At 55.2% G+C, this 25,308-nt stretch carries 19 protein-coding genes; 13 read left to right on the top strand and 6 right to left on the bottom strand.

Annotated features, from left to right (window positions below; genetic code table 11):
• Nucleotides 1–14 precede the first annotated feature (14 nt).
• A complete protein-coding gene (gene puuE / locus ACQ3G7_RS07065; protein WP_430889324.1) occupies nt 15–959 on the top strand; it encodes an allantoinase PuuE in 945 nt (314 codons plus the stop codon).
• A gap of 4 nt (nt 960–963) precedes the next feature.
• Here puuE and xni read toward each other — a convergent pair whose 3' ends face one another.
• The 5 genes from xni to queF all read right to left on the bottom strand — a co-directional run bounded on the left by xni (nt 964) and on the right by queF (nt 7,318).
• Nucleotides 964–1,743, bottom strand: a complete 780-nt coding sequence (gene xni, locus ACQ3G7_RS07060; RefSeq protein ID WP_430889323.1) for a flap endonuclease Xni — start codon at nt 1,741–1,743, stop codon at nt 964–966.
• A 112-nt stretch (nt 1,744–1,855) separates the two neighbouring features.
• Entirely contained in the window at nt 1,856–3,223 is a 1,368-nt protein-coding gene (locus tag ACQ3G7_RS07055; RefSeq protein ID WP_430889322.1) for an L-serine ammonia-lyase, read from the bottom strand.
• 57 nt (nt 3,224–3,280) lie between these two features.
• The gene (locus ACQ3G7_RS07050; RefSeq protein WP_430889321.1) at nt 3,281–4,570 is read right to left on the bottom strand and encodes an HAAAP family serine/threonine permease; all 1,290 of its coding nucleotides are present in this window, start codon (nt 4,568–4,570) and stop codon (nt 3,281–3,283) included.
• A gap of 449 nt (nt 4,571–5,019) precedes the next feature.
• Nucleotides 5,020–6,384, bottom strand: coding sequence for a nucleotide 5'-monophosphate nucleosidase PpnN (gene ppnN / locus ACQ3G7_RS07045; RefSeq protein WP_263097961.1), 1,365 nt, complete (start codon nt 6,382–6,384; stop codon nt 5,020–5,022).
• 88 nt (nt 6,385–6,472) lie between these two features.
• Nucleotides 6,473–7,318, bottom strand: a complete 846-nt coding sequence (queF, locus tag ACQ3G7_RS07040) for an NADPH-dependent 7-cyano-7-deazaguanine reductase QueF (protein ID WP_430889320.1) — start codon at nt 7,316–7,318, stop codon at nt 6,473–6,475.
• Nucleotides 7,319–7,387: 69 nt separating this feature from the next.
• On the opposite strand from queF, the gene syd reads away from it, so the two are divergent.
• From syd to ACQ3G7_RS07000, 8 genes are all read left to right on the top strand, one after another.
• On the top strand, nt 7,388–7,933 hold the full coding sequence (gene syd, locus ACQ3G7_RS07035; RefSeq protein WP_430889319.1) for a SecY-interacting protein: 546 nt from the start codon (nt 7,388–7,390) through the stop codon (nt 7,931–7,933).
• 629 nt (nt 7,934–8,562) lie between these two features.
• Nucleotides 8,563–8,892, top strand: a complete 330-nt coding sequence (locus ACQ3G7_RS07030) for a YqcC family protein (RefSeq protein ID WP_263097958.1) — start codon at nt 8,563–8,565, stop codon at nt 8,890–8,892.
• Nucleotides 8,892–9,686 (top strand): tRNA pseudouridine(65) synthase TruC, encoded by a 795-nt coding sequence (gene truC / locus ACQ3G7_RS07025; RefSeq protein WP_430889318.1) that lies wholly within the window; start codon nt 8,892–8,894, stop codon nt 9,684–9,686. The genes ACQ3G7_RS07030 and truC overlap by 1 nt, the downstream gene beginning before the upstream one ends.
• Before the next feature lie 5 nt (nt 9,687–9,691).
• A complete protein-coding gene (locus tag ACQ3G7_RS07020) occupies nt 9,692–10,141 on the top strand; it encodes a flavodoxin (protein ID WP_430889317.1) in 450 nt (149 codons plus the stop codon).
• A 515-nt stretch (nt 10,142–10,656) separates the two neighbouring features.
• On the top strand, nt 10,657–12,009 hold the full coding sequence (locus tag ACQ3G7_RS07015) for an MFS transporter (protein WP_430889316.1): 1,353 nt from the start codon (nt 10,657–10,659) through the stop codon (nt 12,007–12,009).
• Between the two features lie 2 nt (nt 12,010–12,011).
• Complete coding sequence (locus ACQ3G7_RS07010; RefSeq protein WP_263100966.1) at nt 12,012–13,352, top strand: enolase C-terminal domain-like protein; 1,341 nt, start codon at nt 12,012–12,014, stop codon at nt 13,350–13,352.
• 19 nt (nt 13,353–13,371) lie between these two features.
• Entirely contained in the window at nt 13,372–14,712 is a 1,341-nt protein-coding gene (gudD, locus tag ACQ3G7_RS07005; protein ID WP_430889315.1) for a glucarate dehydratase, read from the top strand.
• Nucleotides 14,713–14,800: 88 nt separating this feature from the next.
• Nucleotides 14,801–15,940 carry a glycerate kinase gene (locus ACQ3G7_RS07000; protein WP_430889314.1) on the top strand — a complete coding sequence of 380 codons (1,140 nt, stop codon included), beginning with the start codon at nt 14,801–14,803 and terminating at the stop codon, nt 15,938–15,940.
• A 45-nt stretch (nt 15,941–15,985) separates the two neighbouring features.
• On the opposite strand, the gene barA is transcribed toward ACQ3G7_RS07000, so the two are convergent.
• A complete protein-coding gene (barA, locus tag ACQ3G7_RS06995; protein ID WP_430889313.1) occupies nt 15,986–18,754 on the bottom strand; it encodes a two-component sensor histidine kinase BarA in 2,769 nt (922 codons plus the stop codon).
• A gap of 56 nt (nt 18,755–18,810) precedes the next feature.
• On the opposite strand from barA, the gene rlmD reads away from it, so the two are divergent.
• The 4 genes from rlmD to pyrG all read left to right on the top strand — a co-directional run bounded on the left by rlmD (nt 18,811) and on the right by pyrG (nt 25,250).
• Nucleotides 18,811–20,112, top strand: a complete 1,302-nt coding sequence (gene rlmD, locus ACQ3G7_RS06990; protein ID WP_430889351.1) for a 23S rRNA (uracil(1939)-C(5))-methyltransferase RlmD — start codon at nt 18,811–18,813, stop codon at nt 20,110–20,112.
• A gap of 52 nt (nt 20,113–20,164) precedes the next feature.
• Nucleotides 20,165–22,402 (top strand): GTP diphosphokinase, encoded by a 2,238-nt coding sequence (gene relA, locus ACQ3G7_RS06985; RefSeq protein WP_263097951.1) that lies wholly within the window; start codon nt 20,165–20,167, stop codon nt 22,400–22,402.
• A gap of 66 nt (nt 22,403–22,468) precedes the next feature.
• Entirely contained in the window at nt 22,469–23,260 is a 792-nt protein-coding gene (gene mazG / locus ACQ3G7_RS06980) for a nucleoside triphosphate pyrophosphohydrolase (protein ID WP_263097950.1), read from the top strand.
• Nucleotides 23,261–23,612: 352 nt separating this feature from the next.
• Nucleotides 23,613–25,250: a glutamine hydrolyzing CTP synthase gene (gene pyrG, locus ACQ3G7_RS06975; protein WP_430889312.1), complete on the top strand. Its 1,638-nt coding sequence runs from the start codon at nt 23,613–23,615 to the stop codon at nt 25,248–25,250.
• Nucleotides 25,251–25,308: the final 58 nt, after the last annotated feature.

Raw genomic sequence — 25,308 nt, 5'->3', positions numbered from 1 at the left:
AGGTCGAAATCAGTATGCAATCAGCAACGGACAAACCTTTCTGGCACTTTACCGCCGATTATCCGCGCGATATGGCAGGTTACGCGGGAAAACCGCCTCACGCACAGTGGCCGGGTGGAGCGCGTATTGCGGTTCAGTTTGTCCTTAATTTCGAAGAAGGCGGCGAAAACCATGTGCTGCACGGCGACAGCGGCTCGGAGCAGTTTTTGTCTGACATTATTGGCGCGGCCAGCTACCCGGCGCGTCATATGTCGATGGATTCGCTCTATGAGTACGGGTCGCGCGCGGGTTTCTGGCGTATCCATCAGGAGTTTCAGAAACGCGGTCTGCCGCTAACGGTCTTCGGCGTGGCAATGGCGCTGGCGCGTAACCCGGCTATCGTCGATGCGATAAAAGAAGCCGATTACGATGTCGTTAGTCACGGCTGGCGCTGGATCCATTATCAGGATCTGGATATCCAGACTGAGCGTCAGCATATGCAGCAGGCCATTGAGATCCTGCACGCCCTGTTCGGCAAAAAGCCGCTTGGCTGGTATACCGGGCGCGACAGTCCGAACACCCGCAAGCTGGTGGTGGAGCAAGGGGACTTTCTCTATGACAGCGATTATTACGGCGATGATCTACCGTTCTGGACGACAGAGGCGGGCAAGCCGCACCTGATCGTGCCCTATACGCTGGATGCCAACGATATGCGCTTTGCCACCGCGCAGGGGTTCAACACCGCCGAGCAGTTTTACACCTATCTGAAAGACAGCTTTGATGTGCTGTATGAAGAGGGCGAAACCGCACCAAAGATGATGTCGATTGGCATGCATTGCCGTTTGCTGGGGCGACCGGGGCGCTTTCGCGCGTTACAGCGGTTTCTTGATTATGTGCAGAGCCATGATGATGTGTGGATCTGCCGACGCCAGGATATTGCTGAACACTGGGTGAAACATCATCCGTTCAGAGGGCAATAATCCGCTAAGGCCCGCCACCCGGTGGGCCCGGTTGACGTGTCAGTCGTAGCTGTTGCAGGTTGCCATCCAGCTGTAAATCGGTTTGCAGCCGCGCCACGTCCCGGCAGATAAACGCCATCTCTTTGTGTGCCTGCAACTTCTGCCGCCACTTCTCCGGCACCTCATGCAGATTGTCATACAGGGCTTCGAGAGTAGGAAAGGCAGTGAGTAGCTGAGTGGCGCTCTTCGGGCCAATCCCGGCGACCCCCGGTACTTTCGAGCTGCTGATGCCCGCCAGCCCCCAGTAATCCGGTAACTGCTGTGGCGTGACGCCATACTCCTGCGCAATGAAGGGCGCATCCAGCCAGCGTTTCTGGAAATAGTCGCGGATGCGGATTGTCGGTGAGAGTAGCTGGCAGTAACCCTTGTCGGTGGAAACGATGGTCGCCTGTTGCCCGGCTTGCGCCATTTTTACTGCCAGCGTAGCGGCAAGATCGTCCGCTTCGTTACCCGGCGTCGCCCAGCAACGAATACCGCGTTGTTCAAAGGCGGCGCGCAATGCGGGCATCTCGTTGTGTAATGTGTCCGGCATCGGCGGGCGGCCTGCTTTGTAATCCGGCAATCGCTGGTGACGCCAGCTCTGCGCGCGGGCTTCATCATCGAATACCGCCACCGCATGAGTGGGCTGACTGTGCACAATCAATTGCTCCAGCGCATGCAGACAGGTATCCACGCAGGGCGATCCCTGTACCGCATGGATCCGGCGGATCAGATTGAGTGCGTCGACAATTAACAGATGAGCCACAGATACCCTCCTTGAAATCGTGCGCTAAGGGTAACATCGCAGGCACTGCGAGGCTATGAAACGGGGAACAATCAGGAAGATGCCTCGCAAAACGAGGCATCCTGTGCGGGGGTTAGTCGCAGGTAACGATCTTCATGGCCAGGCCACCGCGTGAAGTTTCGCGGTATTTGGCATTCATATCTTTACCGGTTTCATACATGGTTTCGATGACTTTATCGAGACAGACGCGCGGTTCACTGGTGCGGCGCAGCGCCATACGGGCCGCGTTGACCGCTTTCACGGAAGCAATGGCGTTACGCTCGATGCAGGGCACCTGCACCTGTCCGGCTACCGGGTCGCAGGTCAAACCGAGGTTGTGCTCCATCCCGATCTCCGCTGCGATGCAAACCTGTGCCGGGCTGCCACCGAGCAGTTCCGCCAGACCTGCCGCCGCCATTGAGCAGGCAACGCCCACTTCGCCCTGACAGCCCACTTCCGCACCGGAAATGGACGCGTTCATTTTATACAGCGAGCCTATCGCGCTGGCGACCAGCAGGTAACGTGCCAGCGAGTTGGCGTTCACCTGGCGGATAAACTTGTCATAGTAAGCCAGCACTGCAGGAACAATCCCACAGGCACCATTGGTCGGGGCGGTAACCACGCGGCCACCGGCGGCGTTCTCTTCGTTAACCGCCAGGGCGAACATATTGATCCAGTCAACGACCGCCATCGGATCGGTGGTGGTTTTGTCGCTGCTGACCAGCATGCGGCGCAGTGCTGCGGCACGGCGCGGTACACGCAATTTACCCGGCAACACGCCTTCGGTGACGATGCCGCGCTCAATCCCGCCGCTCATCACATCCCACACGCGGGCAAGGTGCTGTTCCAGCTCTTGTTTGCTATGCAGCGCCAGTTCGTTTTGCATCATCAGGCCGGAGAGCGACAAGCCGGTATCGCGGCAGTGCTGCTGTAAATCTGCTGCGGTTTTGTAGGGGTACGGAACCGCGACCGGTGCACTGTTGGTCTGGCCGAAGTGCTCTTCATCGACGATAAAGCCGCCGCCGATGGAGTAGTACGTCTGGCTGTAGAGGACGTTATCGCCCGCCAGTGCAGTGATGCGCATACCGTTTTCATGCAGAGAGAGGTTATCGGCATGGAAGTTCATGCACTGATCGACCGGGAACTCCACTTCATGTTCACCGTTTGCCAGCAGCAGACGGCCATGGGTATTAACATCCTGAATAAATCCCGGAATGGTGTCGATATCGACGCTGTCCGGCAGGTTACCCGCCAGGCCCATAATAATGGCGATATCGGTGTGGTGGCCTTTCCCTGTCAGGGAGAGAGAACCGTAAACGTCCACGACCACGCGGGTTACATCATGCAACATGTTGCGGGCAATCAGGTCGTCTGTGAATTGTTTACCGGCTTTCATTGGGCCCACGGTGTGTGAACTGGAGGGACCAATACCGATTTTAAAAATGTCGAATACGCTGATCATAACGCATTATCCATTGCAAAGAGGAACGCGCCGTCCATGACGGACGGCGCGAAAAGATTAGCTGAACAGGGAGAAGAAGATCGCGGAGATAGCGATAAGACCCATGATAACAATGAAGATGTTGCTGATGCTGCCGCTGTATTTACGCATAGCCGGTACTTTGGCGATGGCGTACATCGGCATCAGGAACAGGATCATCGCGATGATCGGGCCGCCCAGGGTTTCGATCATGCCCAGGATGCTCGGGTTCAGCGTGGCCACCGCCCAGGTGGTCACCAGCATAAACAGCGCGGTAATGCGGTTCAGCTTGTTGATTTCGATGGTTTTGCCTTTGCTGCGCAGAGACTTAATAACCATACCGTTGAAACCTTCACGCGCGCCCAGATAGTGGCCGAGGAAGGATTTGGTGATGGCGATCATCGCAATGATCGGCGCCATCCAGGCAATCAGTTCCACATTAAAGTGGTTCGCCAGGTAAGAGAGGATAGAAATGTTCTGCTCTTTCGCGGAGGCCAGATCTGCCGGAGAGAGGCTCAGCACGCAGCTGAACACGAAGAACATCACGGTCAGCACCATCATGATGTGCGCGAACGCCAGAATGCGGGAGCATTTACGTTCTGCTTCTACGCCGTACTCTTCACGTTTCGCCACGGCAAAAGAGGAGATGATCGGTGAGTGGTTAAACGAGAACACCATAACCGGAATGGCCAGCCACAGGGTCATCCACAGGCCGTGACCGGTTGCAGACGCGCTGCTGAAAGACATGGTTTCCAGTGCGGCGCCGTTCCACTGCGGGATCAGGTATACCGCCAGCAGCATCAGGGCGATAACAAACGGGAACACCAGAATACTCATCGCTTTTACGATCATCTGCTCGCCAAAACGCACGATAGTCATCATGCCGACAATCAGGATCAGGGAGAGAATCGCGCGCGGCGGCGGCGTCATGCCCAACTGGTGGGTCATAAAGCTGTCGACGGTATTGGTGATCGCCACGCTATAAACCAGCAGGATCGGGTAGATAGCAAAGAAGTAGAGCAGGGTAATCAGTTTACCTGCGCCAATACCAAAGTGTTCTTCCACCACTTCGGTGATGTCTTCGCCCGGGTTTTTACCGGACAGCACAAAACGGGTCAGGCCGCGGTGTGCGAAGAAGGTCATAGGGAAGGCAATGATCGCCATGATGATCAGCGGGATAAGTCCGCCAACGCCGGCGTTAATTGGCAGGAATAATACACCCGCGCCGATGGCGGTGCCGTAGAGGCCCAGCATCCACATGGTGTCGGTCTTACGCCATGAACTGCGCGTTTCGGTCGAGGCCAACGTGCTGGTTTGAGTCGTTTCCATTGATAAATCTCCTGGGAAAAGCAAAATGCTGCCATTACGGGTAAAAACCATGCCCGAAACGCCAGCGGTAATATTAAATCCGGTCAATCACGGTTTTTTTATAATTTCTTTCCGCAATTATTTGCGGCGGAAAGATACATTTATGTTATGACTCTATCAGTGATCGGGATCGCAATTGCAATAATCTACTTTTTATGTGTGTATATTTAGACCATATCGCTGCTTAACGATCATGATGTGAGATTTATGGGCGCGAAGGCTATCACTGGCAAGATTTGCGATCAAACCCACAGAGTTGAAAGAGGATAAAATCGCTGTTAACCGCATCAATTACAGTGATTTATCGACGATAAAAGCAATTGGATTGTATTAATTATTGGTGGAGTAAACGGCGTTACTGAAAAGAGGTGTTTTAGGTATAAGGGCGACTTATTGGTCGCCCTTCACGATCAGGAGCAGATTTCGTAGCAGGGGATGTAGGCGGAGCCTGGCAATTTCATACGGTGTTGGGCGACAAAACCTTGCAGCAGATCGTCCATGCGGCGCATCATTTCGCTATCACCATGAATTTTATAGGGTCCGAACTCTTCAATCGCCCGGATACCCATCTCTTTCACGTTACCCGCCACAATGCCGGAGAAAGCGCGACGCAGATCCGCTGCCAGCACTTCTACCGGTTGATCCGGATAAAGTTTGAGATTCGCCATATTTTCATGGGTTGGCTCGAACGGTACTTGCAGGTCCGGCGCAACACGTATTGACCAGTTGAAACTGTAGGCATCGCCGGTATTGCGGCGGTTCTCTTTCACCAGCGGCATCGCTTTTTTCATCTGGCGGGCCACTTCAGCGGCATCATTAATAATGATGGTGTAGTGGCGGCGCGCGGCTTCACCCAGCGTATTGACAATGAATTCATCCAGTACGCGGAAGTAATCCGCACTCTCTTTCGGCCCGGTCAGGATCAGCGGCAGCACCTGATCTTTGTTGGCCGGATTCATCAGGATCCCCAACAGATAGAGCAACTCTTCTGCTGTGCCCACGCCGCCCGGGAAGATGATGATGCCATGCGCGATACGGACAAAGGCTTCCAGCCGTTTTTCAATGTCCGGCATGATGATCAATTCGTTGACCAGCGGGTTTGGCGGCTCGGCGGCGATGATCGACGGTTCGGTCATCCCGATAAAGCGACCTTCTTTATAGCGTTGTTGCGCGTGGCCTACGGCGGCGCCTTTCATTGGCGCTTCCATGGCGCCTGGCCCGCAGCCGGTGCAGATATTCAGTTCGCGCAGACCAAGCTGGGTTCCCACACGGCGGGCGTAGAGGTATTCGGTTTCATTGATTGAGTGACCGCCCCAGCAGACCACCATACTCGGCGCTTCGCCCACGTGCAGCGCACGGGCGTTACGTAAAATAGAAAAGACCAGGTTGGTGATGTGGATGGAGCTTTCCAGATCCAGATGCTGGAAACGCCCGGCGTTATTAATCTGCCCGTTGACGAACAGAATATCGCGCAGCACGGCGAACAGGTTAGCCTGCAACGAACGGATAATCCGCCCGTCAACAAAGGCCTCTTCCGGTGGGTTTATCAGTTCCAGCTTTACGCCGCGTTCACGGCGTAACACGTTGATATCAAAACTTTCGTAGCGAGAAAGCAGCTCTTTGCTGTTGTCCGTCAGGCTCCCTGAGTTCAGCACAGCGAGCGAACAGTTACGAAACAGTTGGTACAAGTCGCTGCTGGCCGTGCGTTTAAGCATATCGACTTCCAGCTGCGACAGCATATCCATGGAGCCAAGCGGGCTAATATGTGTAATCAAGTGAACTCCTTACGGGACGAAAATTTTATATTCCCTCTTGATTACAATAGCCCTGGCTTATGACGTTTAACAACCCGCGCGCGAAGTTTTACTGGCGCACCAGGCGACCCGTTGCCGGAACGAAATCGGTATTGGTGCGCCATGGATTGATATCCAGCCCGCCGCGACGCGTGTAACGCGCATAAACGCTCAGTTTTTCCGGCTGGCAGAAACGCTGAATGTCGGTAAAAATGCGCTCGACGCATTGTTCGTGGAATTCGTTGTGATGGCGGAATGAGACCAGATAGCGCAGCAGTTTTTCACGGTCGATCTTCGGCCCTCGATACTGGATCTGCACCGATCCCCAGTCCGGCTGGTGGGTGATCAAGCAGTTAGATTTCAACAGATGGCTGACCAGCGTCTCTTCCACCACTTTTCCACTGGCGGCATCGGTGAGTAACGCCGCATCAAAAGCGTAGTTATCTACGTCAATATCCTGATCGTCGATGCAGGTGCCGTGAAAATGGGCGACAGGCTGGCCTTCAAGTTCATCAAGGCGATAGAGCGCAACGGTAACCTGGCCCTGCGCGCAGGCGCTCAGATCGCGCTCCAGCGTGGCGCGCACATCGTCCCAACTGGCGAAACGCGTCTGGTTAAAGCTGTTGAGATAGAGTTTGAAGCTCTTTGATTCCACCAGGTTCAGGCTGGCGTAGTCCAGCTCCACGTGGCCTACGGCGACCTGCGGCAGGCCTTTAGCATTCAGCCAGGAGAGTTCATACAGCGTCCAGATATCTGCTCCGCGAAACGGCAGATTATTGGCCGTTAGCCCGAGTGGATCGCGGTTTAATGACCGGGGAACGCCCTGAAGCAGCGTGGCGTCGTAGGTGTCGCGGTAAGAGGTGGTTTTGCCCAGCGTCAGGCCAGAGAGCGCCTGATGGTTATCATAAGAAGACATGTTTCATCGCCATTTTGCAGGTAGACTATGCCGCAAAGTGTATCCTGGCTTATGTGAAGAGAGAAATCGGTGGAAAAAGAAACGGCTCTGGCTCTGGAAGCCTTTACCCAACGTTATTGCGATGCATGGCATGCGCAACGCGGCAGTTGGCCTGAGAGTGAAGCGCTTTATGGCGTGCCTTCGCCGTGCATTATTTCTTCAACTGATAATAGCGTTTTCTGGCAGCCTAAACCGTTCCTGCCCGAACGAAATGTAAACCCCGTTGAACAGGCGATGGATATTGTGGTACAACCTGCGCTCCACGCGTTCTATACCACACAATTTGCCGGTGATATGACGGCGCGTTTTGCTTCTGAGACCCTGACCTTACTGCAAACCTGGAGTGAAGATGACTTCCGGCGTGTGCAGGAAAACCTGATTGGTCATCTGCTCACGCAGAGAAGATTGAAGCTTTCTCCTACACTTTTTATTGCCACGCTCGACAGTGAGCTGGATGTGATTTCGCTGTGCAATCTGAGCGGGGAAGTCATTAAAGAGACGCTGGGAACGCGTCAGCGGGTTGTTCTGGCGCCGGATCTTGCCGCATTTCTGAACCATCTCGAACCCGTTGTGTAATCCACTATACTACTCTTGTTGTAAGAGATCTCTTACATGACCTGTAGGAGATCGCCTGTTCTAATTCCTTAACATCTTTACGACATTTCTAATAAATCCATTATTAATTAATAATTTAATTAGTAATTCTTGATGTTGCATGCTTTCATTCAAAAGATTATTTGCATTAAGTCTTCTTGTAAGACGAAACAGAATGGGTGATTCTATCTCTGTCGACACGGAGTCTGACAACGAAGCGTACATCAGGATGATGTTGCTTCATGGACACACCGGAGGGTGCTGCAAGGAAGGCTTCATGATGAAGCGAGAGGAAAACGCAGGAACGCGTTAAGGGACACCTCCAGGACGGAGAACGTGAGCCGGTAGGGATGGTCGGCGGATCAGGATGATCAAGGACACGCTTTAAGGATAAAGCTATGTCACATCGGGGTGGTGTGAGCATGATGCGATGTTTAAGGATGAACAGGTCAGGAGACCGCAGGAAAAGTTGTCACGGACGAGCAGGGAGCACAATAGGTAGCTGGATTGCTGCAAAACGAACCGGGAGCACTGTTTTACAGTGCTCCCTTTTTTTATTTGCTCATCTCTTTGGTATCCTGCGCGCCAGTCTGTTTTATTTCGGGGTTTTTATGACGCTTCATCTTCGCGTGCGTCAGCAGCTTGAGCTTCTCGAAGCCCTGCTGCGCGAACGCCAGCTTTGGCAAACTACGGTTCCGCAAGCCAGCGCTTTTGAAAGCACTCAACCTTTTTGTATGGATACGCTCGAGCCATTCGAATGGCTGCAATGGGTGTTGATCCCGCGTATGCACGCGCTGCTGGATAGCGGGCAGCCGCTTCCTCAGGCTTTCGCCGTTGCGCCCTATTATGAAATGGCGCTGGACGCGGCCCATCCTCACCGCGAGAGAGTGCTGTTGCATTTACAGCAGCTCGATGCACTGTTTACCGGCGACGGTAACTGATGCTGGAGATTATTTACCAGGATGAATGGCTGGTTGCGGTCAACAAGCCATCGGGTTGGCTGGTGCACCGTAGCTGGCTGGATCGCGACGAAAAAGTCGTGGTGATGCAAACGGTGCGTGACCAAATCGGTCAGCACGTTTTCACCGCGCACCGTCTCGACAGGCCGACTTCCGGCGTTTTGCTAATGGGATTATCCAGTGAAGCGGGTCGTCTGCTTGCACAGCAGTTTGAGCAACACCAGATCCAGAAGCGTTATCACGCGGTGGTGCGCGGCTGGCTGATGGAGGAAGCGTTGCTTGATTATCCATTGGTTGAAGAACTCGATAAAGTTGCGGATAAATTCGCCCGCACCGATAAAGGCCCGCAACCTGCGGTGACGCATTATCGCGGGCTGGCGACCACCGAGATGCCCGTTGCCACCGGCAAGTTCCCGACCACCCGCTATGGGCTGGTTGAACTTGAGCCGAAAACCGGCCGTAAACATCAGTTGCGTCGCCATTTAGCGCATCTGCGCCATCCGATTATCGGTGACAGCAAGCACGGGGATTTGCGGCAAAACCGCAGCGCAGCGGAGCACTTCGGTTGCAACCGGTTAATGCTGCACGCCAGTCAGTTGACGCTAACGCATCCGTTTACCGGCGAAGCATTAACGCTGCGCGCCGGGCTGGATGATGTCTGGATGCGCGCATTGTCGCAGTTCGGCTGGCAAGGACTTCTCCCTGATAATGAAAGGGTTGAGTTCTCCAGTCTGAGCGGTCACGATGAGGAAAATCAGACATCACCCAAGGAGTGAAGAGCATGGCGGAGATCGGAATTTTTGTTGGCACCATGTACGGTAATTCGCTGTTAGTGGCGGAAGAAGCGCAGGCGATCCTCACGGCGCACGGTCATAAAGCTACCGTGTTTGAAGATCCCGACGTCGCAGATTGGGACGGCAACAAAGATCGGTATGCGCTGGTGGTGACATCGACAACCGGGCAGGGGGATTTACCGGACAGCATCGCGCCGCTCTTTCACTATCTGCGTGATACCGTAGGCTATCAGCCGGCACTACGTTATGGCGTGATTGCCCTGGGCGACAGCACATATACCCATTTCTGTGGCGGCGGTAAGCAGTTCGATGCGCTGTTGCAGGAGCAGGGCGCTCAGCGCATTGGCGACATGTTATTGATTGATGCCAGCGAAGATCCGGAACCGGAAAGCGTCTCCAACCCGTGGGTCGAACACTGGGCGACCCTCCTCAAATAAGAATTTTCCCTCCCCCCTACAGGGAGGGAAACCCCTTTTGAACCTGTCTTGATGGTTCGCCGTGATGCAATCCGCATGACGATAGCGACCGCCCATTATGTTCCGACTGAATCGAGTAAGCTTCTGGCAATTGCCCTTAATGCCCGGCGAATTTGCAGGGATAAAAAGTGCATCTCCACGGGGTCAAGCGACCTGTTTCACATTATTTAAAACCGCCCGGCTTTTGCCCTTCTGCGGCGGCTATTGGTTTTCATTTCCGTGAGGTACTCCCCACGCGCCTGGGCTAATGCAATAAACCGCCGGGTGCAGGGTAACGAATGTTGTGTTGTTGCACGGTGAGTGTTGGTAAGGCGCTTTTTATACTTTTCTCGCCAGTTAAAAAAATGCAGTCCGCAGGGGATAGCGACCCAGGCAGGGAAACTGCAAAAAACACAACTACATCATCCTGTCTACCCCTACAGGTTGTGCCGTACAGGATGAATGTACATGAACATTTATGCTTCGGGAGTACAACCATGAGTACATTTAGCCAGGCGGCGAGCGGCGCTGAAAAGCGCACGAACGCACGCTACTGGATAGTGGTGATGCTGTTTATCGTCACATCCTTCAACTACGGCGACCGCGCCACGTTGTCGATTGCCGGTTCGGAGATGTCCAAAGCCATTGGTTTGGACCCGGTCGGAATGGGGTACGTCTTCTCTGCGTTTTCATGGGCCTATGTGATTGGTCAGATCCCGGGCGGCTGGTTGCTGGACCGCTTTGGCTCTAAACGCGTCTATTTCTGGTCTATCTTCACCTGGTCGCTGTTTACCCTGTTACAGGGTTTCGTCGACGTCTTCAACGGCTTTGGCATCATCGTTGCGCTCTTCACCCTGCGCTTTATGGTGGGCCTGGCGGAATCGCCTTCCTTCCCTGGCAACAGTCGCATCGTTGCGGCCTGGTTCCCGGCGCAGGAAAGGGGCACGGCAGTGGCGATTTTTAACTCTGCGCAATACTTTGCCACCGTTATTTTCGCGCCGATCATGGGCTGGCTGACACATGAAGTGGGCTGGTCACATGTGTTCTTCTTTATGGGCGGTCTGGGCATTTTGATAAGCCTGCTGTGGCAGAAAATGATCCACGAGCCGAACCAACACCCAGGCGTGAACAAGAAAGAGCTGGAGTACATTGCTGAAGGCGGCGCGCTGATCAATATGGATCAGAAAAGCAACAAAGAGAGTGTTCCGTTCTCTGAGAAATGGGGACAGATCAAACAGTTGCTGGGGTCGCGCATGATGATCGGCGTGTATCTGGGTCAGTACTGCATTAACGCCCTGACATACTTCTTTATCACCTGGTTCCCGGTGTATCTGGTGCAGGCGCGGGGGATGTCGATTCTGAAAGCTGGCTTTATTGCATCGATTCCGGCGATTTGCGGTTTCACCGGCGGGGTACTTGGCGGGATCATTTCTGACTGGTTAATGCGTCGCTATGGCTCGCTGAACCTTGCCCGCAAAACGCCAATCGTACTGGGTATGCTGCTCTCGATGAGCATGGTGTTCTGTAACTACACTGATTCAGAAATGCTGATTATCGCCTTTATGTCGCTGGCGTTCTTCGGCAAGGGCATCGGTGCGCTGGGCTGGGCAGTGATGGCGGATACTGCGCCGAAAGAGATCAGCGGCCTGAGCGGCGGTCTGTTCAATATGTTCGGTAACATTTCCGGCATTGTTACGCCGATTGCGATTGGCTACATCGTGGGCACCACCGGTTCGTTCAATGGCGCGCTGATTTATGTTGGGATCCATGCGCTGGTGGCGGTACTGAGCTACCTGGTGGTGGTCGGTGATATCAAACGTATTGTACTGAAACCTGTGACAGGACGTTAATGATGAACACACAAGCAAGCCCCATTATCACAGAGATGAAAGTCATTCCCGTAGCCGGGCATGACAGCATGCTGATGAACATCGGCGGCGCGCATAACGCATATTTTACCCGCAATATTGTGGTCCTCACCGATAACGCCGGTAACACCGGCGTCGGTGAAGCCCCTGGCGGCGAGGTTATCTATAAAACCCTGGTTGATGCCACGCCGATGGTGGTGGGGCAGGAAGTGGCGCGACTGAACAAAGTGGTTCAGCGTGTGCATAAGGGCAACCAGGCCGCAGACTTCGATACCTTCGGTAAAGGCGCGTGGACGTTTGAACTGCGTGTTAACGCCGTAGCGGCGCTGGAAGCTGCACTGCTCGACCTGTTAGGTAAGGCGCTGAATGTGCCGGTATGCGAACTGCTCGGTCCGGGAAAACAGCGCGATGCGGTAACGGTGCTGGGTTACCTGTTCTATATCGGCGATCGTACCAAAACCGATCTGCCGTACCTCGACGCCACGCCGGGCAGCCACGAGTGGTATCGCCTGCGCCATCAGGAAGCGATGAACAGCGACGCGGTGGTGCGTCTGGCGGAAGCATCGCAGGATCGTTACGGCTTTAAAGATTTCAAACTGAAAGGCGGTGTTCTGCCGGGTGAAAAAGAGATCGACACCGTACGGGCGCTGAAAAAACGGTTCCCGGATGCGCGTATCACCGTCGATCCCAACGGCGCCTGGTTGCTCGACGAAGCTATCAGCCTGTGCAAAGGCCTGAATGATGTGCTGACCTATGCAGAAGATCCATGCGGTGCGGAGCAGGGCTTCTCCGGGCGTGAAGTGATGGCGGAATTCCGCCGCGCCACCGGTTTGCCGGTTGCCACCAATATGATCGCCACCAACTGGCGTGAAATGGGGCATTCAGTAATGCTGAATGCGGTGGACATTCCGCTGGCCGATCCGCACTTCTGGACGCTCTCTGGCGCGGTGCGCGTGGCCCAGCTTTGCGACGACTGGGGATTAACCTGGGGTTGCCACTCCAACAACCATTTCGATATCTCTCTGGCGATGTTCACCCATGTTGGTGCCGCCGCGCCGGGGACGCCGACCGCCATCGACACGCACTGGATCTGGCAGGAGGGCGATGCCCGCCTGACTAAAGAACCGCTGCAAATCCGCCAGGGCAAAATCGCCGTACCGGATGCGCCTGGCCTGGGTGTGGAAATCGACTGGCAGCAAATCGAGAAAGCGCACGCAGCATACAAAAAACTGCCTGGCGGCGCGCGCAATGACGCAGGCCCAATGCAGTACCTCATCCCTGGCTGGACGTTTGACAAAAAACGCCCCGTTTTTGGACGTCATTGATAGACCAAAAGGATAAAAAATGAGCACACATACTTCTACTCCCGTTGTCTCCTCCATGCAGGTTATTCCGGTTGCCGGTCATGACAGCATGCTGATGAACCTGAGCGGCGCACACGCCCCGTTCTTCACCCGCAATATCGTGGTGATCAAAGACAACTCAGGACATACGGGCGTGGGTGAAATTCCCGGCGGCGAGAAAATCCGTAAAACGCTGGAAGACGCCATTCCACTGGTGGTCGGGAAAACGCTGGGTGAGTACAAAAACGTGCTCAATACCGTTCGCAGCACCTTTGCCGATCGCGATGCCGGTGGCCGTGGCCTGCAAACCTTTGACCTGCGCACCACCATCCACGTGGTGACCGGTATTGAAGCGGCGATGCTCGACCTGCTCGGGCAGCACCTTGGCGTGAACGTGGCTTCTCTGCTCGGCGAAGGCCAGCAGCGCAGCGAAGTGGAAATGCTTGGCTACCTGTTCTTCGTTGGCGACAGCAAAAAAACGCCGCTGCCTTACCAGAGCCAGCCGGATGACAAATGCGACTGGTATCGTGTACGCCATGAAGCCGCGATGACCCCGGATCGGGTTGTGCGCCTGGCGGAAGCCGCTTACGAGAAATACGGCTTTAACGATTTCAAACTGAAAGGTGGCGTACTGGCTGGCATGGAAGAAGCGGAAGCCATTTCCGCGCTGGCGAAACGCTTCCCACAGGCGCGTGTGACGCTGGATCCAAACGGCGCCTGGTCGCTGGATGAAGCCATTAAAATCGGTAAGCACCTGAAAGGCGTGCTGGCCTATGCGGAAGATCCGTGTGGCGCGGAGCAGGGCTTCTCCGGGCGTGAAGTGATGGCGGAATTCCGCCGCGCAACCGGTCTGCCGACCGCCACCAACATGATTGCTACCGACTGGCGTCAGATGGGGCACACCCTGTCGCTGCAATCTGTGGATATTCCGCTGGCGGATCCGCATTTCTGGACCATGCAGGGGTCTGTACGCGTCGCCCAGATGTGCCACGAGTTCGGCCTGACCTGGGGCTCACACTCCAATAACCACTTCGATATTTCGCTGGCGATGTTTACCCATGTTGCAGCGGCAGCGCCGGGCAAAATCACCGCTATCGATACACACTGGATCTGGCAGGAAGGCAACCAGCGTCTGACCAAAGCGCCGTTTGAAATCAAAGGCGGCATGGTGCAGGTACCACAGAAACCGGGTCTGGGCGTTGAGCTGGATATGGACCAGGTGATGAAAGCGAATGAGCTGTACCAGAAACACGGCCTCGGCGCGCGTGATGATGCCATGGGGATGCAGTACCTGATCCCGGACTGGAAGTTTGATAACAAACGTCCGTGCATGGTGCGTTAACGGGGATCGCCAGTCCTTGCGGGGGCTGGCATTTTCCTCAGGCTTCCGGGTGTATGCTTGCGGCAGTGAATATGCGTAAGGATGGCTTATGAAAATTGTTATCGCACCTGACTCTTATAAAGAAAGTTTGAGTGCTCTGGATGTAGCGACCGCCATAGAGAGTGGCTTTCGCGAGATTTTTCCCTCAGCGGAATATGTAAAAATACCGGTTGCAGATGGCGGAGAAGGGACAGTTGAAGCCATGGTTGCCGCGACCGAAGGGCGCATCGTTAACGTGACGGTGAAGGGCCCACTTGGCGAGCAGGCTAACGGTTTTTATGGTCTTTCCGGCGATGAAAAATCTGCCTTTATTGAAATGGCGGCGGCCAGCGGGCTGGAAAAAGTGCCTCCGGCGAAACGCGATCCGTTGGTGACCACCTCCTGGGGAACCGGCGAATTGATCCGCCACGCGTTGGATGCGGGCGTGAAACACATCATCATTGGCATTGGCGGTAGCGCCACGAATGACGGTGGTGCAGGGATGGTGCAGGCGCTGGGCGCAAAATTGCTGAACGGCCAGGGCGAGCAGATTGCTTTGGGCGGCGCGGCGCTGGAGACGCTGGAACGTATTGATATCAGCGAACTGGATAAACGCCTGGCGGAGTGCCGTATCGAAGTGGCTTGCGACGTGACCAACCCACTCACCGGCAAAGAGGGCGCGTCGGCGGTATTTGGTCCCCAGAAAGGGGCCACGCCTGAGATGATCACCCGGCTGGACGATGCGCTGGGGCGTTATGCGAAGATCATCGCCCGCGATCTGGATCTGGATGTCTTGAATCTGGCTGGCGGCGGCGCAGCCGGGGGAATGGGCGCGGCACTGTACGCGTTTTGCGGTGCGGAACTGCGTCACGGAATTGAGATCGTTACCGATGCGCTTGAGCTGGATAAGTACGTTGCGGATGCGGACCTGGTGATCACCGGGGAGGGGCGGATAGACAGCCAGACCGTGCACGGCAAAGTGCCGGTGGGGGTGGCGAAAGTCGCAAAACGTTACCGGATCCCGGTCATTGGTATCGCCGGTAGCCTGACCGCCGATGTGGGTGTGGTGCACAGTCACGGTATTGATGCGGTTTTCAGCGTCATCTACCGGATCTGTTCGTTGGACGATGCGCTGGCCAATGCCAGAGAAAACGTGCGCATGACGGCGCGTAACGTGGCGGCGGTGCTGAAAGCGGGTCAGACATTGTAGCCTTTGTTTGCCGGAGGGCGCGAAAACGCCGATCCGGCAACCTCACTACCCAATCAATCTGCGCGCCTCGCGCACCACATTGTCCATTTCATCCAGTAGTTCAAGAAACTCCGGCTCCAGCTCCTCGGCCGGTACGCCGCTGCGAAGCTGATGCTCGATAAGCTGACAGAGGTTTTTCAGGCGCGGAACGCCGCTATAACCGCAGCTGCCATGCAGTTTATGGATCCCTTCCGACAGCCCCTGAGGCGACTCTCCCACCAGTTGCTCTTCCACCTGATTGCGGATTTCCGGCAGAAACTCCACCAGCATTTGCAGCATCTCGCGCGCCAGATCGGTTTTACCCGCCGCCTGGCGCAAGGCCAACGGCCAGTCGAGCGTCACATCCGCATTGACCACCGGTTCTGCATGGGGCGTCTCTGGCTCCGGCGGCGTTAACCAGGTGCTGATGTCCGGGCCGGGTTTATAGCGCAGCAGCAGGTTGTGCAGCTTGTCTTCTTCAATCGGTTTCGCCAGATAGTCGTTCATGCCGGCGCTCAGTAATTTCTCTTTTTGCCCCGCCATGGCATGCGCGGTTACGGCAATCACCGGCGTTTGCTGCTGGTGGGGTAACTGGCGGATCAGCTCACAGGCGCGGATGCCGTCCATATCCGGCATCTGGATATCCATCAGGATCAGATCGAATTGCAACTGTCTGGCGCGCTCAAGGGCTTGTATACCGCTGTCGCATAGCTCAACGTGCTGAACCTGATCCTCAAGCAGCGCGCCGATTAATTTCAGGTTTGCCGGGTTGTCATCTACCGCCATCACCGACATCGGCAGCTTGCTTTCGTCAGGTACAAAGGTTTGGGCTAAGCGTGTGGAACGGCAATATTCCGTGAGCGCAGGCAGCAGACGCGTGGGCGTCAGCGGTTTCAGCAGACAAGCCGCTGCGCCATCCTGCTTGAGCTCTTCCGCGTTCACTTGCGCATGGCAAGGGAGCGCCAGCAAGAGATAATCCGTCATGGCCGCCGCCCGCGCGAGGCGGTCATGCTGCATACTTAGCGGTTCGCGAACGGTGACCGGAATCGCCATCAGCAAAATATCGTAATGATCCTGCGGCAATGCGGAGAAAGACGGACTGTAAATCACCTCCAGCGGCGTTTCGCTCAGTACATCCAGCGTACTTTGCGCTGCGGTGGCGTTGGGTTCAACATAGGCCAGCCGTTTGCCCGCCAGGCAGCCTGTTGCAGGTGCTTCGGTAATGGCATTCGGGTTGAGATCGAGATTGATATGGAACCAGAAGGTGGAGCCGCGGTTCGGCTGGCTGTGGAACGAAATATCGCCACCCATCTCATTAACCAGTTTCTGCGTGATCACCAGCCCCAGACCGGTACCGCCATGGCGACGGGAAATACTGGCGTCGGCCTGACGAAACGCCTGGAACAAACGCGACTGGTCACGTTCCGGGATACCGATGCCGGTATCCCGGATCTGCACCTCAACCTGCACTTTGTTATTGCTGATCGCGCGTTTCTCCACGACCACATCAATGTTGCCATTTTCGGTGAACTTGATGGCATTTCCCACCAGATTGGTAATGACCTGCTGTAAACGCAGCGGATCGCCAATTACGTTATCCGGCACATCGTTTTTGATATTCAGCGTCAGCTCCAGCCCTTTATCGTGGGCGGAGTGCGCCAGCAGGATCACCACTTCATCCAGCGTATTGCGCAGCGGGAAAGGGATGCTCTCAAGGATCAGTTTGCCCGCTTCCAGTTTGGAGAAGTCGAGCACGTCGTTGATGATGGCCAGCAGGTTGTTGGCCGAGCGCTCAATCGTGAGCAGGTGATCGCGTTGTGTCGGGTTCAGCTCCGACTTCAGCGTCAGGCGGGTAAAGCCAATCACCCCATTCAGCGGTGTACGCAGCTCATGAGACATGTTGGCTAGGAACTCTGACTTGATGCGCGCGGCTTCCTGCGCACGTTTTTTGGCCAGGTCCAGCTCAACGTTCTGGATCTCCATCTGCTCCAGCGTTTCTCGCAGATCGGAGGTGGACTGATCAATATTGTGCTGCATCTCTTCGTGGTAGGCCGCCAGCGACATGGCCATCGAGTTGATGCCGTTTTTCAACATATCCAGTTCGCCGAGCATAAAGCCTTCGACACGGCTATCCAGCTGCCCGCGACGAATACGGTCTACGGTGTTCACCATATTACGGATCGGACTGGTGACATCGCGCATCAGACGCCAGCCGAAAATCAGTGCAATGCCGATACAGAACAAGATCATCAGGCTGGAGATAAAAATCTCTTTGTACTGCTGTAAGCGCACGGATTTCAGATCCAGCTCCAGCGCGACATAACCGAGCATATTGCCGGTAATTTTATCGGCCGGAAGCGAGGTATTCGCTGGCGCGTAGCCTTCAGAAAGGATTGGCGTGCGCAGTACCATCACATCGCCGCGGCGGGTCACGCTTAATTTGCGCGGGAAAGGTTGCCCCTCCGCCAGTTTCAGGTCGTCGCCATCGAGCTGGAAATTCGATGAAACAAACACATCGTTCTTGCCGTCATAAATAGAGATGGCCCGCACAATATCCGAATGACGGCGGTGCAGAACGCTAATAAGCTGACCAATAGCCTCTCTGTCCTGCAATGCCATACTGTATTCGCTGGAGACCGCCAGCGGTTCAATAATGCTGGCGCCGGCATCTTCCAGCTGACGCTGTAAGTCGTTGTAGCGGTGAACAACAAAAAAGATGCTGAGCAGCACACCGATTAGTACGGTGGGGGCCAGGATCAGAATCATCATGCGTGCGCGCAAGCTGTAGTTGGTCATGGAATTCCGTTATGGGAGAATAAGGTCATTAATCGGTAATGAGATATTTCCAGGCAATGGCGCAATTCTACTCTGCAAAACGACGCGTGACGACTCGTCAAACACTAACGGTAACCGTAAACGACCTTGATCCCTTTGGGCAGGGGGTTGCGCGCCATAATGGTAAGGCGTTGTTTGTTCCCGGACTTTTGCCTGGCGAGACGGCAGAAATCGACCTGAAAGAGGACAAACGGCAATTTGCGCGCGGTGAGGTAAAACGCCGCCTGAACGACAGCCCGGAGCGTGTTGCGCCCGCATGCCCGCATTTTGGCGTTTGCGGGGGTTGCCAGCAGCAGCATGCCAGCGTTGCACTGCAACAGCGCAGTAAAAGCGCTGCGTTGGCACGTTTGATGAAACACGATGTCGAAGAGGTGATTGCCGCTCAGCCGTGGGGGTATCGCCGACGCGCACGCTTAAGCCTGAGCTGGCAGCCAAAAACACAGCAGCTGGCGATGGGCTTTCGTAAAGCCGGCGACAGTGACATCGTCGCTATCACGCGTTGCCCGGTGTTGGTGCACCGCCTTGAAGCATTGCTCACGCCGCTGCGTGAATGTCTGGCGCAATTGAAAGCGGTGCGTCATCTTGGGCATGTTGAACTGGTTGACGCAGACAACGGTCCGCTGATGGTTTTGCGCCATACCGGCCCGTTAGCGGCTGATGATAAAGAAAAACTGGAACAGTTTTCGCATTCTCATGACCTGGCGCTGTATCTGGCGCCGCAAAGCGAGATACTGGAACATGTGCGTGGAGAAGTTCCCTGGTACAGCTCGGAAGGGCTACGCTTAACGTTCAGTCCGCGGGATTTTATCCAGGTGAACGACGGTGTGAACCAACAGATGGTCGCCCGTGCGCTGGCGTGGCTGGATGTGCAGCCAGGCGATCGCGTACTGGATCTGTTCTGCGGAATGGGCAATTTCACGCTGCCGCTGGCGAAACGGGCGGGCAGCGTCGTCGGCGTAGAAGGCGTTGCCGGGCTGGTGGCGAAAGCGCAGCAAAACGCGCAACAGAATGGCTTGCACAATGTGACATTCTTTCATGAAAATCTGGAGGACGATGTCACAACACAGCCGTGGGCCAGACAGGGTTTTGACAAAGTGTTGCTCGATCCGGCGCGCGCAGGTGCTGCAGGCGTGATGCAACATATTATAAAATTGTCGCCGCAGCGGGTGGTGTACGTTTCCTGTAATCCCGCCACCCTTGCCCGCGACAGTGAAGCGCTTTTACAGGCGGGTTACCAGATTCAGCAGTTGGCGATGCTGGACATGTTCCCGCACACAGGCCACCTGGAATCGATGGTGTTGTTTGTGAATCACAAATGATTAATTTCGGCTTGTCGAGTTCGACAGGCCCGGTCCCTGAAAGGAGAGGACAATGGTTGCGGTACGCAGTGCGCATTTGAACAAAGCGGGTGAATTCGATCCGGGAAAATGGATCGCGAGTCTGGGGATCACCAGTCAGCCGTCGTGTGAACGCTTAACCGAAACCTGGGAATATTGTCTGCGCCAGACGCAAGGGCATCCCAATGCGGAAATACTGCTGTCGCGCGGTATCGAGATGGTTGAAATCCTCTCCATGCTGAGCATGGATACGGACACATTGCGTGCGGCGCTCCTGTTCCCGCTGGCAGATGCCGAAGTGGTCAGCGAAGAGGTGTTGCGTGAAAGCGTGGGCGCTTCCGTCGTTAACCTGATTCATGGCGTACGCGATATGGCCGCCATTCGCCAGTTGAAAGCCACCCACACCGATTCCGTCTCCTCCGAACAGGTGGATAACGTCCGCCGTATGCTGCTGGCGATGGTGGATGATTTCCGCTGCGTGGTTATCAAGCTGGCTGAACGTATCGCGCACCTGCGCGAAGTGAAAGATGCGCCGGAAGATGAACGCGTACTGGCGGCCAAAGAGTGTACGAATATCTATGCGCCACTGGCGAACCGCCTCGGGATCGGGCAACTGAAATGGGAGCTGGAAGATTACTGCTTCCGCTATTTGCACCCGGCGGAATACAAACGCATCGCCAAACTGCTGCACGAGCGGCGTATCGATCGTGAACACTATATTGACGAGTTCGTCGGCCATTTGCGTTCGGAGATGAAAACCGAAGGCGTTAAAGCTGAGGTGTATGGCCGTCCGAAGCACATTTACAGTATCTGGCGCAAAATGCAGAAGAAACACCTCGCCTTTGACGAGCTGTTTGATGTGCGCGCCGTGCGTATTGTCGCCGAACGCCTGCAGGATTGTTACGCGGCGTTAGGGATTGTCCACACCCATTACCGCCATTTGCCGGATGAGTTTGACGACTATGTCGCCAACCCGAAACCGAACGGCTATCAGTCGATCCATACCGTGGTGCTGGGGCCGGGCGGAAAAACGGTGGAGATCCAGATCCGTACCCGTCAGATGCATGAAGACGCTGAACTGGGCGTGGCGGCACACTGGAAGTACAAAGAGGGGACGGCGGTTGCAGGCAGCCCACGTTCCGCTCATGAAGACCGTATTGCCTGGCTGCGTAAACTGATCGCCTGGCAAGAAGAGATGGCCGATTCCGGCGAGATGCTCGACGAAGTGCGCAGCCAGGTGTTCGACGATCGGGTGTATGTGTTTACGCCGAAAGGGGATGTGGTGGACTTACCGGCAGGCTCCACGCCGCTGGACTTCGCTTACCATATTCACAGCGACGTGGGTCACCGCTGCATCGGCGCGAAAATTGGCGGGCGCATTGTGCCCTTTACGTACCAGTTGCAGATGGGTGATCAGATTGAAATCATCACTCAGAAGCAGCCGAACCCGAGCCGCGACTGGCTGAACCCGAACCTCGGCTATGTGACCACCAGTCGCGGGCGTTCGAAGATCCACGCCTGGTTCCGTAAACAGGATCGCGACAAAAACATCCTGGCCGGGCGGCAGATCCTCGACGATGAGCTGGCGCATCTGGGCATCAGTCTGAAAGAGGCGGAAAAACATCTGCTGCCGCGCTACAACTTTAATGAAATGGAAGAGTTGCTGGCGGCGATTGGCGGTGGGGATATCCGTCTTAACCAGATGGTGAATTTCCTGCAATCGCAGTTCAATAAACCGAGCGCTGCTGAGCAGGATGCCGCTGCACTGAAGCAACTGCAGCAGAAAACCTATACGCCGCAAACCCGCAGTAAAGATAACGGCCGCGTGGTGGTGGAAGGCGTGGGTAATCTGATGCACCACATTGCACGGTGCTGCCAGCCGATCCCGGGGGATGAGATCGTTGGTTTTATCACCCAGGGGCGCGGGATCTCGATTCACCGCGCCGACTGCGATCAGCTTGAAGAGCTGCGCACGGTCGCGCCGGAGCGCATCGTGGAGGCCGTCTGGGGCGAAAGCTACTCGGCTGGCTACTCGCTGGTGGTGCGCGTTACCGCCAACGATCGCAGCGGCTTACTGCGAGATATCACCACCATCCTCGCCAACGAGAAGGTGAACGTGCTGGGGGTCGCCAGCCGCAGCGACACCAAGCAGCAACTGGCCACCATCGACATGAATATCGAAATCTATAACCTGCAGGTACTGGGCCGCGTGCTGGGTAAACTTAACCAGGTGCCGGATGTGATCGACGCCCGTCGTCTGCACGGCGGCTGATTTTCTCTTCACTCAAATCCTCTCCCTGCGGGGAGAGGAGCAACGTTTTATGATCAGGGATTTCTCATGACTCAAATCGACCGTTTGCTCGGGATTATGCAACGCCTGCGCGACCCGGAAACCGGCTGCCCGTGGGACAAAGAACAAACCTTCGCCACCATCGCGCCGTACACGCTGGAAGAGACGTATGAAGTGCTGGACGCCATTTCCCGCGAGGATTTTGACGATTTACGCGGTGAACTGGGCGACCTGCTGTTCCAGGTGGTGTTTTACGCGCAAATGGCGCAGGAAGAGGGGCGTTTTGATTTTAACGACATTTGCGCCGCTATCAGCGACAAACTGGAGCGCCGCCACCCGCATATCTTTGGCGATGCGCATGCGGAAACCAGCACGGAAGTGCTGACTCGCTGGGAGCAAATCAAAAGCGAAGAGCGGGCGGAAAAGGCGCAACATTCGGCGCTGGATGATATTCCCCACAGCCTGCCGGCGTTGATGCGCGCGCATAAAATCCAGAAACGCTGCTCTACCGTCGGTTTTGACTGGACGACCCTCGGTCCGGTGCTCGACAAAGTCTACGAAGAGATTGATGAAGTGATGCACGAGGCGAAACAGGCCGTTGTGGACGAGGCAAAACTGGAAGAGGAAATGGGCGATTTGTTGTTCGCCACGGTCAATCTTTCCCGTCATCTTGGGGTAAAAGCCGAAACCGCGCTGCAAAAAGCCAACCTCAAGTTTGAGCGCCGTTTCCGCGAAGTTGAGCGTATTGTCCGCGAGCGCGGGCTGGAAATGACAGGCGTGGATCTGGAAACAATGGAAAATGTCTGGCAGCAGGTAAAACGCCAGGAATATGATCTTTAACGGATTTGTTCCAGTAAGCGCTATTTGTGTGATTTTTAAAATAACAAGCGCTTGATTTACGTCAAAAACATTTACCTGAAAGTGGCTATTTTCACACTCCTTATATTTGTTGAAACGCCTTGAGAATCGCCTCTTCGAGTCATTCGGGTCGCAGCAAGGCGGCAACTGAGCGAATCCCCGGGCACAGAGAAAGACTCCGTGAACGGGGTAAGCGAAAGAAGCCAACGCAGATGCGGCCTGAAGAACGAAGGAGAGGGTTAATGAAAGTTTGTGGCACAAGCCATGATCGGGTATACTGCTTTCCCGTCCTGGTTATTCCATCGTCTTTTAAACCTAACTTCTCAGGTTCAGCATGACAACGAACTATATTTTTGTGACCGGCGGGGTCGTATCCTCTCTGGGTAAAGGCATTGCCGCAGCCTCCCTGGCAGCCATTCTTGAAGCCCGTGGCCTCAACGTCACCATGATGAAACTCGATCCGTATATCAACGTCGATCCGGGTACAATGAGTCCTATCCAGCATGGCGAAGTGTTCGTTACCGAAGATGGCGCTGAAACCGATCTGGATTTGGGTCACTACGAGCGCTTCATTCGCACCAAGATGACCCGTCGTAACAACTTCACTACTGGCCGCATCTACTCCGAGGTTCTGCGTAAAGAACGTCGTGGCGACTATCTGGGCGCGACCGTACAGGTTATTCCGCATATCACCAATGCGATTAAAGAACGCATCATCGCAGGCGGTGAAGGCCATGACGTGGCGCTGGTGGAAATCGGCGGCACCGTTGGCGATATCGAATCACTGCCGTTCCTCGAAGCCATTCGTCAGATGGCAGTAGAAGTGGGCCGTGAGCGCACACTCTACATGCACCTGACGCTGGTGCCGTACATGGCGGCTTCCGGGGAAGTCAAAACCAAACCAACACAGCATTCTGTAAAAGAGCTGCTGTCTATCGGCATCCAGCCGGATATTCTGATTTGCCGTTCCGATCGCGCGGTTCCTGCTAACGAACGTGCGAAAATTGCTTTGTTCTGTAACGTTCCAGAAAAAGCTGTGATTTCTCTGAAAGACGTCGATTCCATTTATAAAATCCCGGGCCTGTTGAAATCCCAGGGGCTGGACGATTATATTTGTAAACGATTCAGCTTGCACTGTCCGGAAGCAAACCTGGCCGAATGGGAACAGGTGATCTACGAAGAAGCGAATCCGTCAGGGGAAGTCACCATCGGTATGGTCGGCAAGTATATTGAACTGCCGGACGCCTACAAATCGGTGATTGAAGCACTGAAACACGGTGGCCTGAAAAACCGCGTGACCGTCAACATCAAGCTGATTGATTCGCAGGATGTGGAAACGCGCGGTGTCGAAATTCTGAAAGGTCTGGATGCTATCCTCATTCCTGGCGGCTTCGGCTACCGCGGTGTGGAAGGCAAGATCGCCACCGCACGCTATGCGCGTGAAAACCAGATTCCTTACCTGGGTATTTGCCTGGGTATGCAGGTGGCGTTGATTGAATTTGCTCGTAATGTGGTCGGGATGGAGAACGCCAACTCGACGGAATTTGTGCCAGACTGTAAGTACCCGGTTGTGGCGCTTATTACCGAATGGCGTGATGAAGACGGCAACGTCGAAGTCCGTTCGGAGAAGAGCGATCTCGGTGGCACCATGCGCCTCGGCGCACAGCAGTGCCAGCTTGACGATGGCAGCCTGGTTCGCCAGCTGTACGGTGAGCCGACTATCGTCGAGCGTCATCGCCATCGTTACGAAGTCAACAACATGCTGTTGAAACAAATTGAAGCTGCAGGTCTGCGCGTTGCGGGCCGTTCCGGTGATGATCAGTTGGTCGAGATCATCGAGGTGCCGAATCATCCGTGGTTCGTCGCTTGTCAGTTCCATCCGGAATTTACATCTACGCCGCGTGATGGGCATCCGCTGTTTGCAGGCTTTGTGAAAGCCGCCAGCGAGTACCAGAAGCGTCAGGCGAAGTAAAAAAAGTTACAACAGCAACGCGTACCCCAGGGTACGCGTTGTTTGTCTGGAGTTTTAG

Source organism: Kosakonia sp. N21 (assembly GCF_050587465.1).
Lineage (GTDB): Bacteria > Pseudomonadota > Gammaproteobacteria > Enterobacterales > Enterobacteriaceae.
The sequence above is the reverse complement of the archived record's forward strand: the minus strand, read 5'-3'. Positions and strand labels throughout refer to the sequence as shown.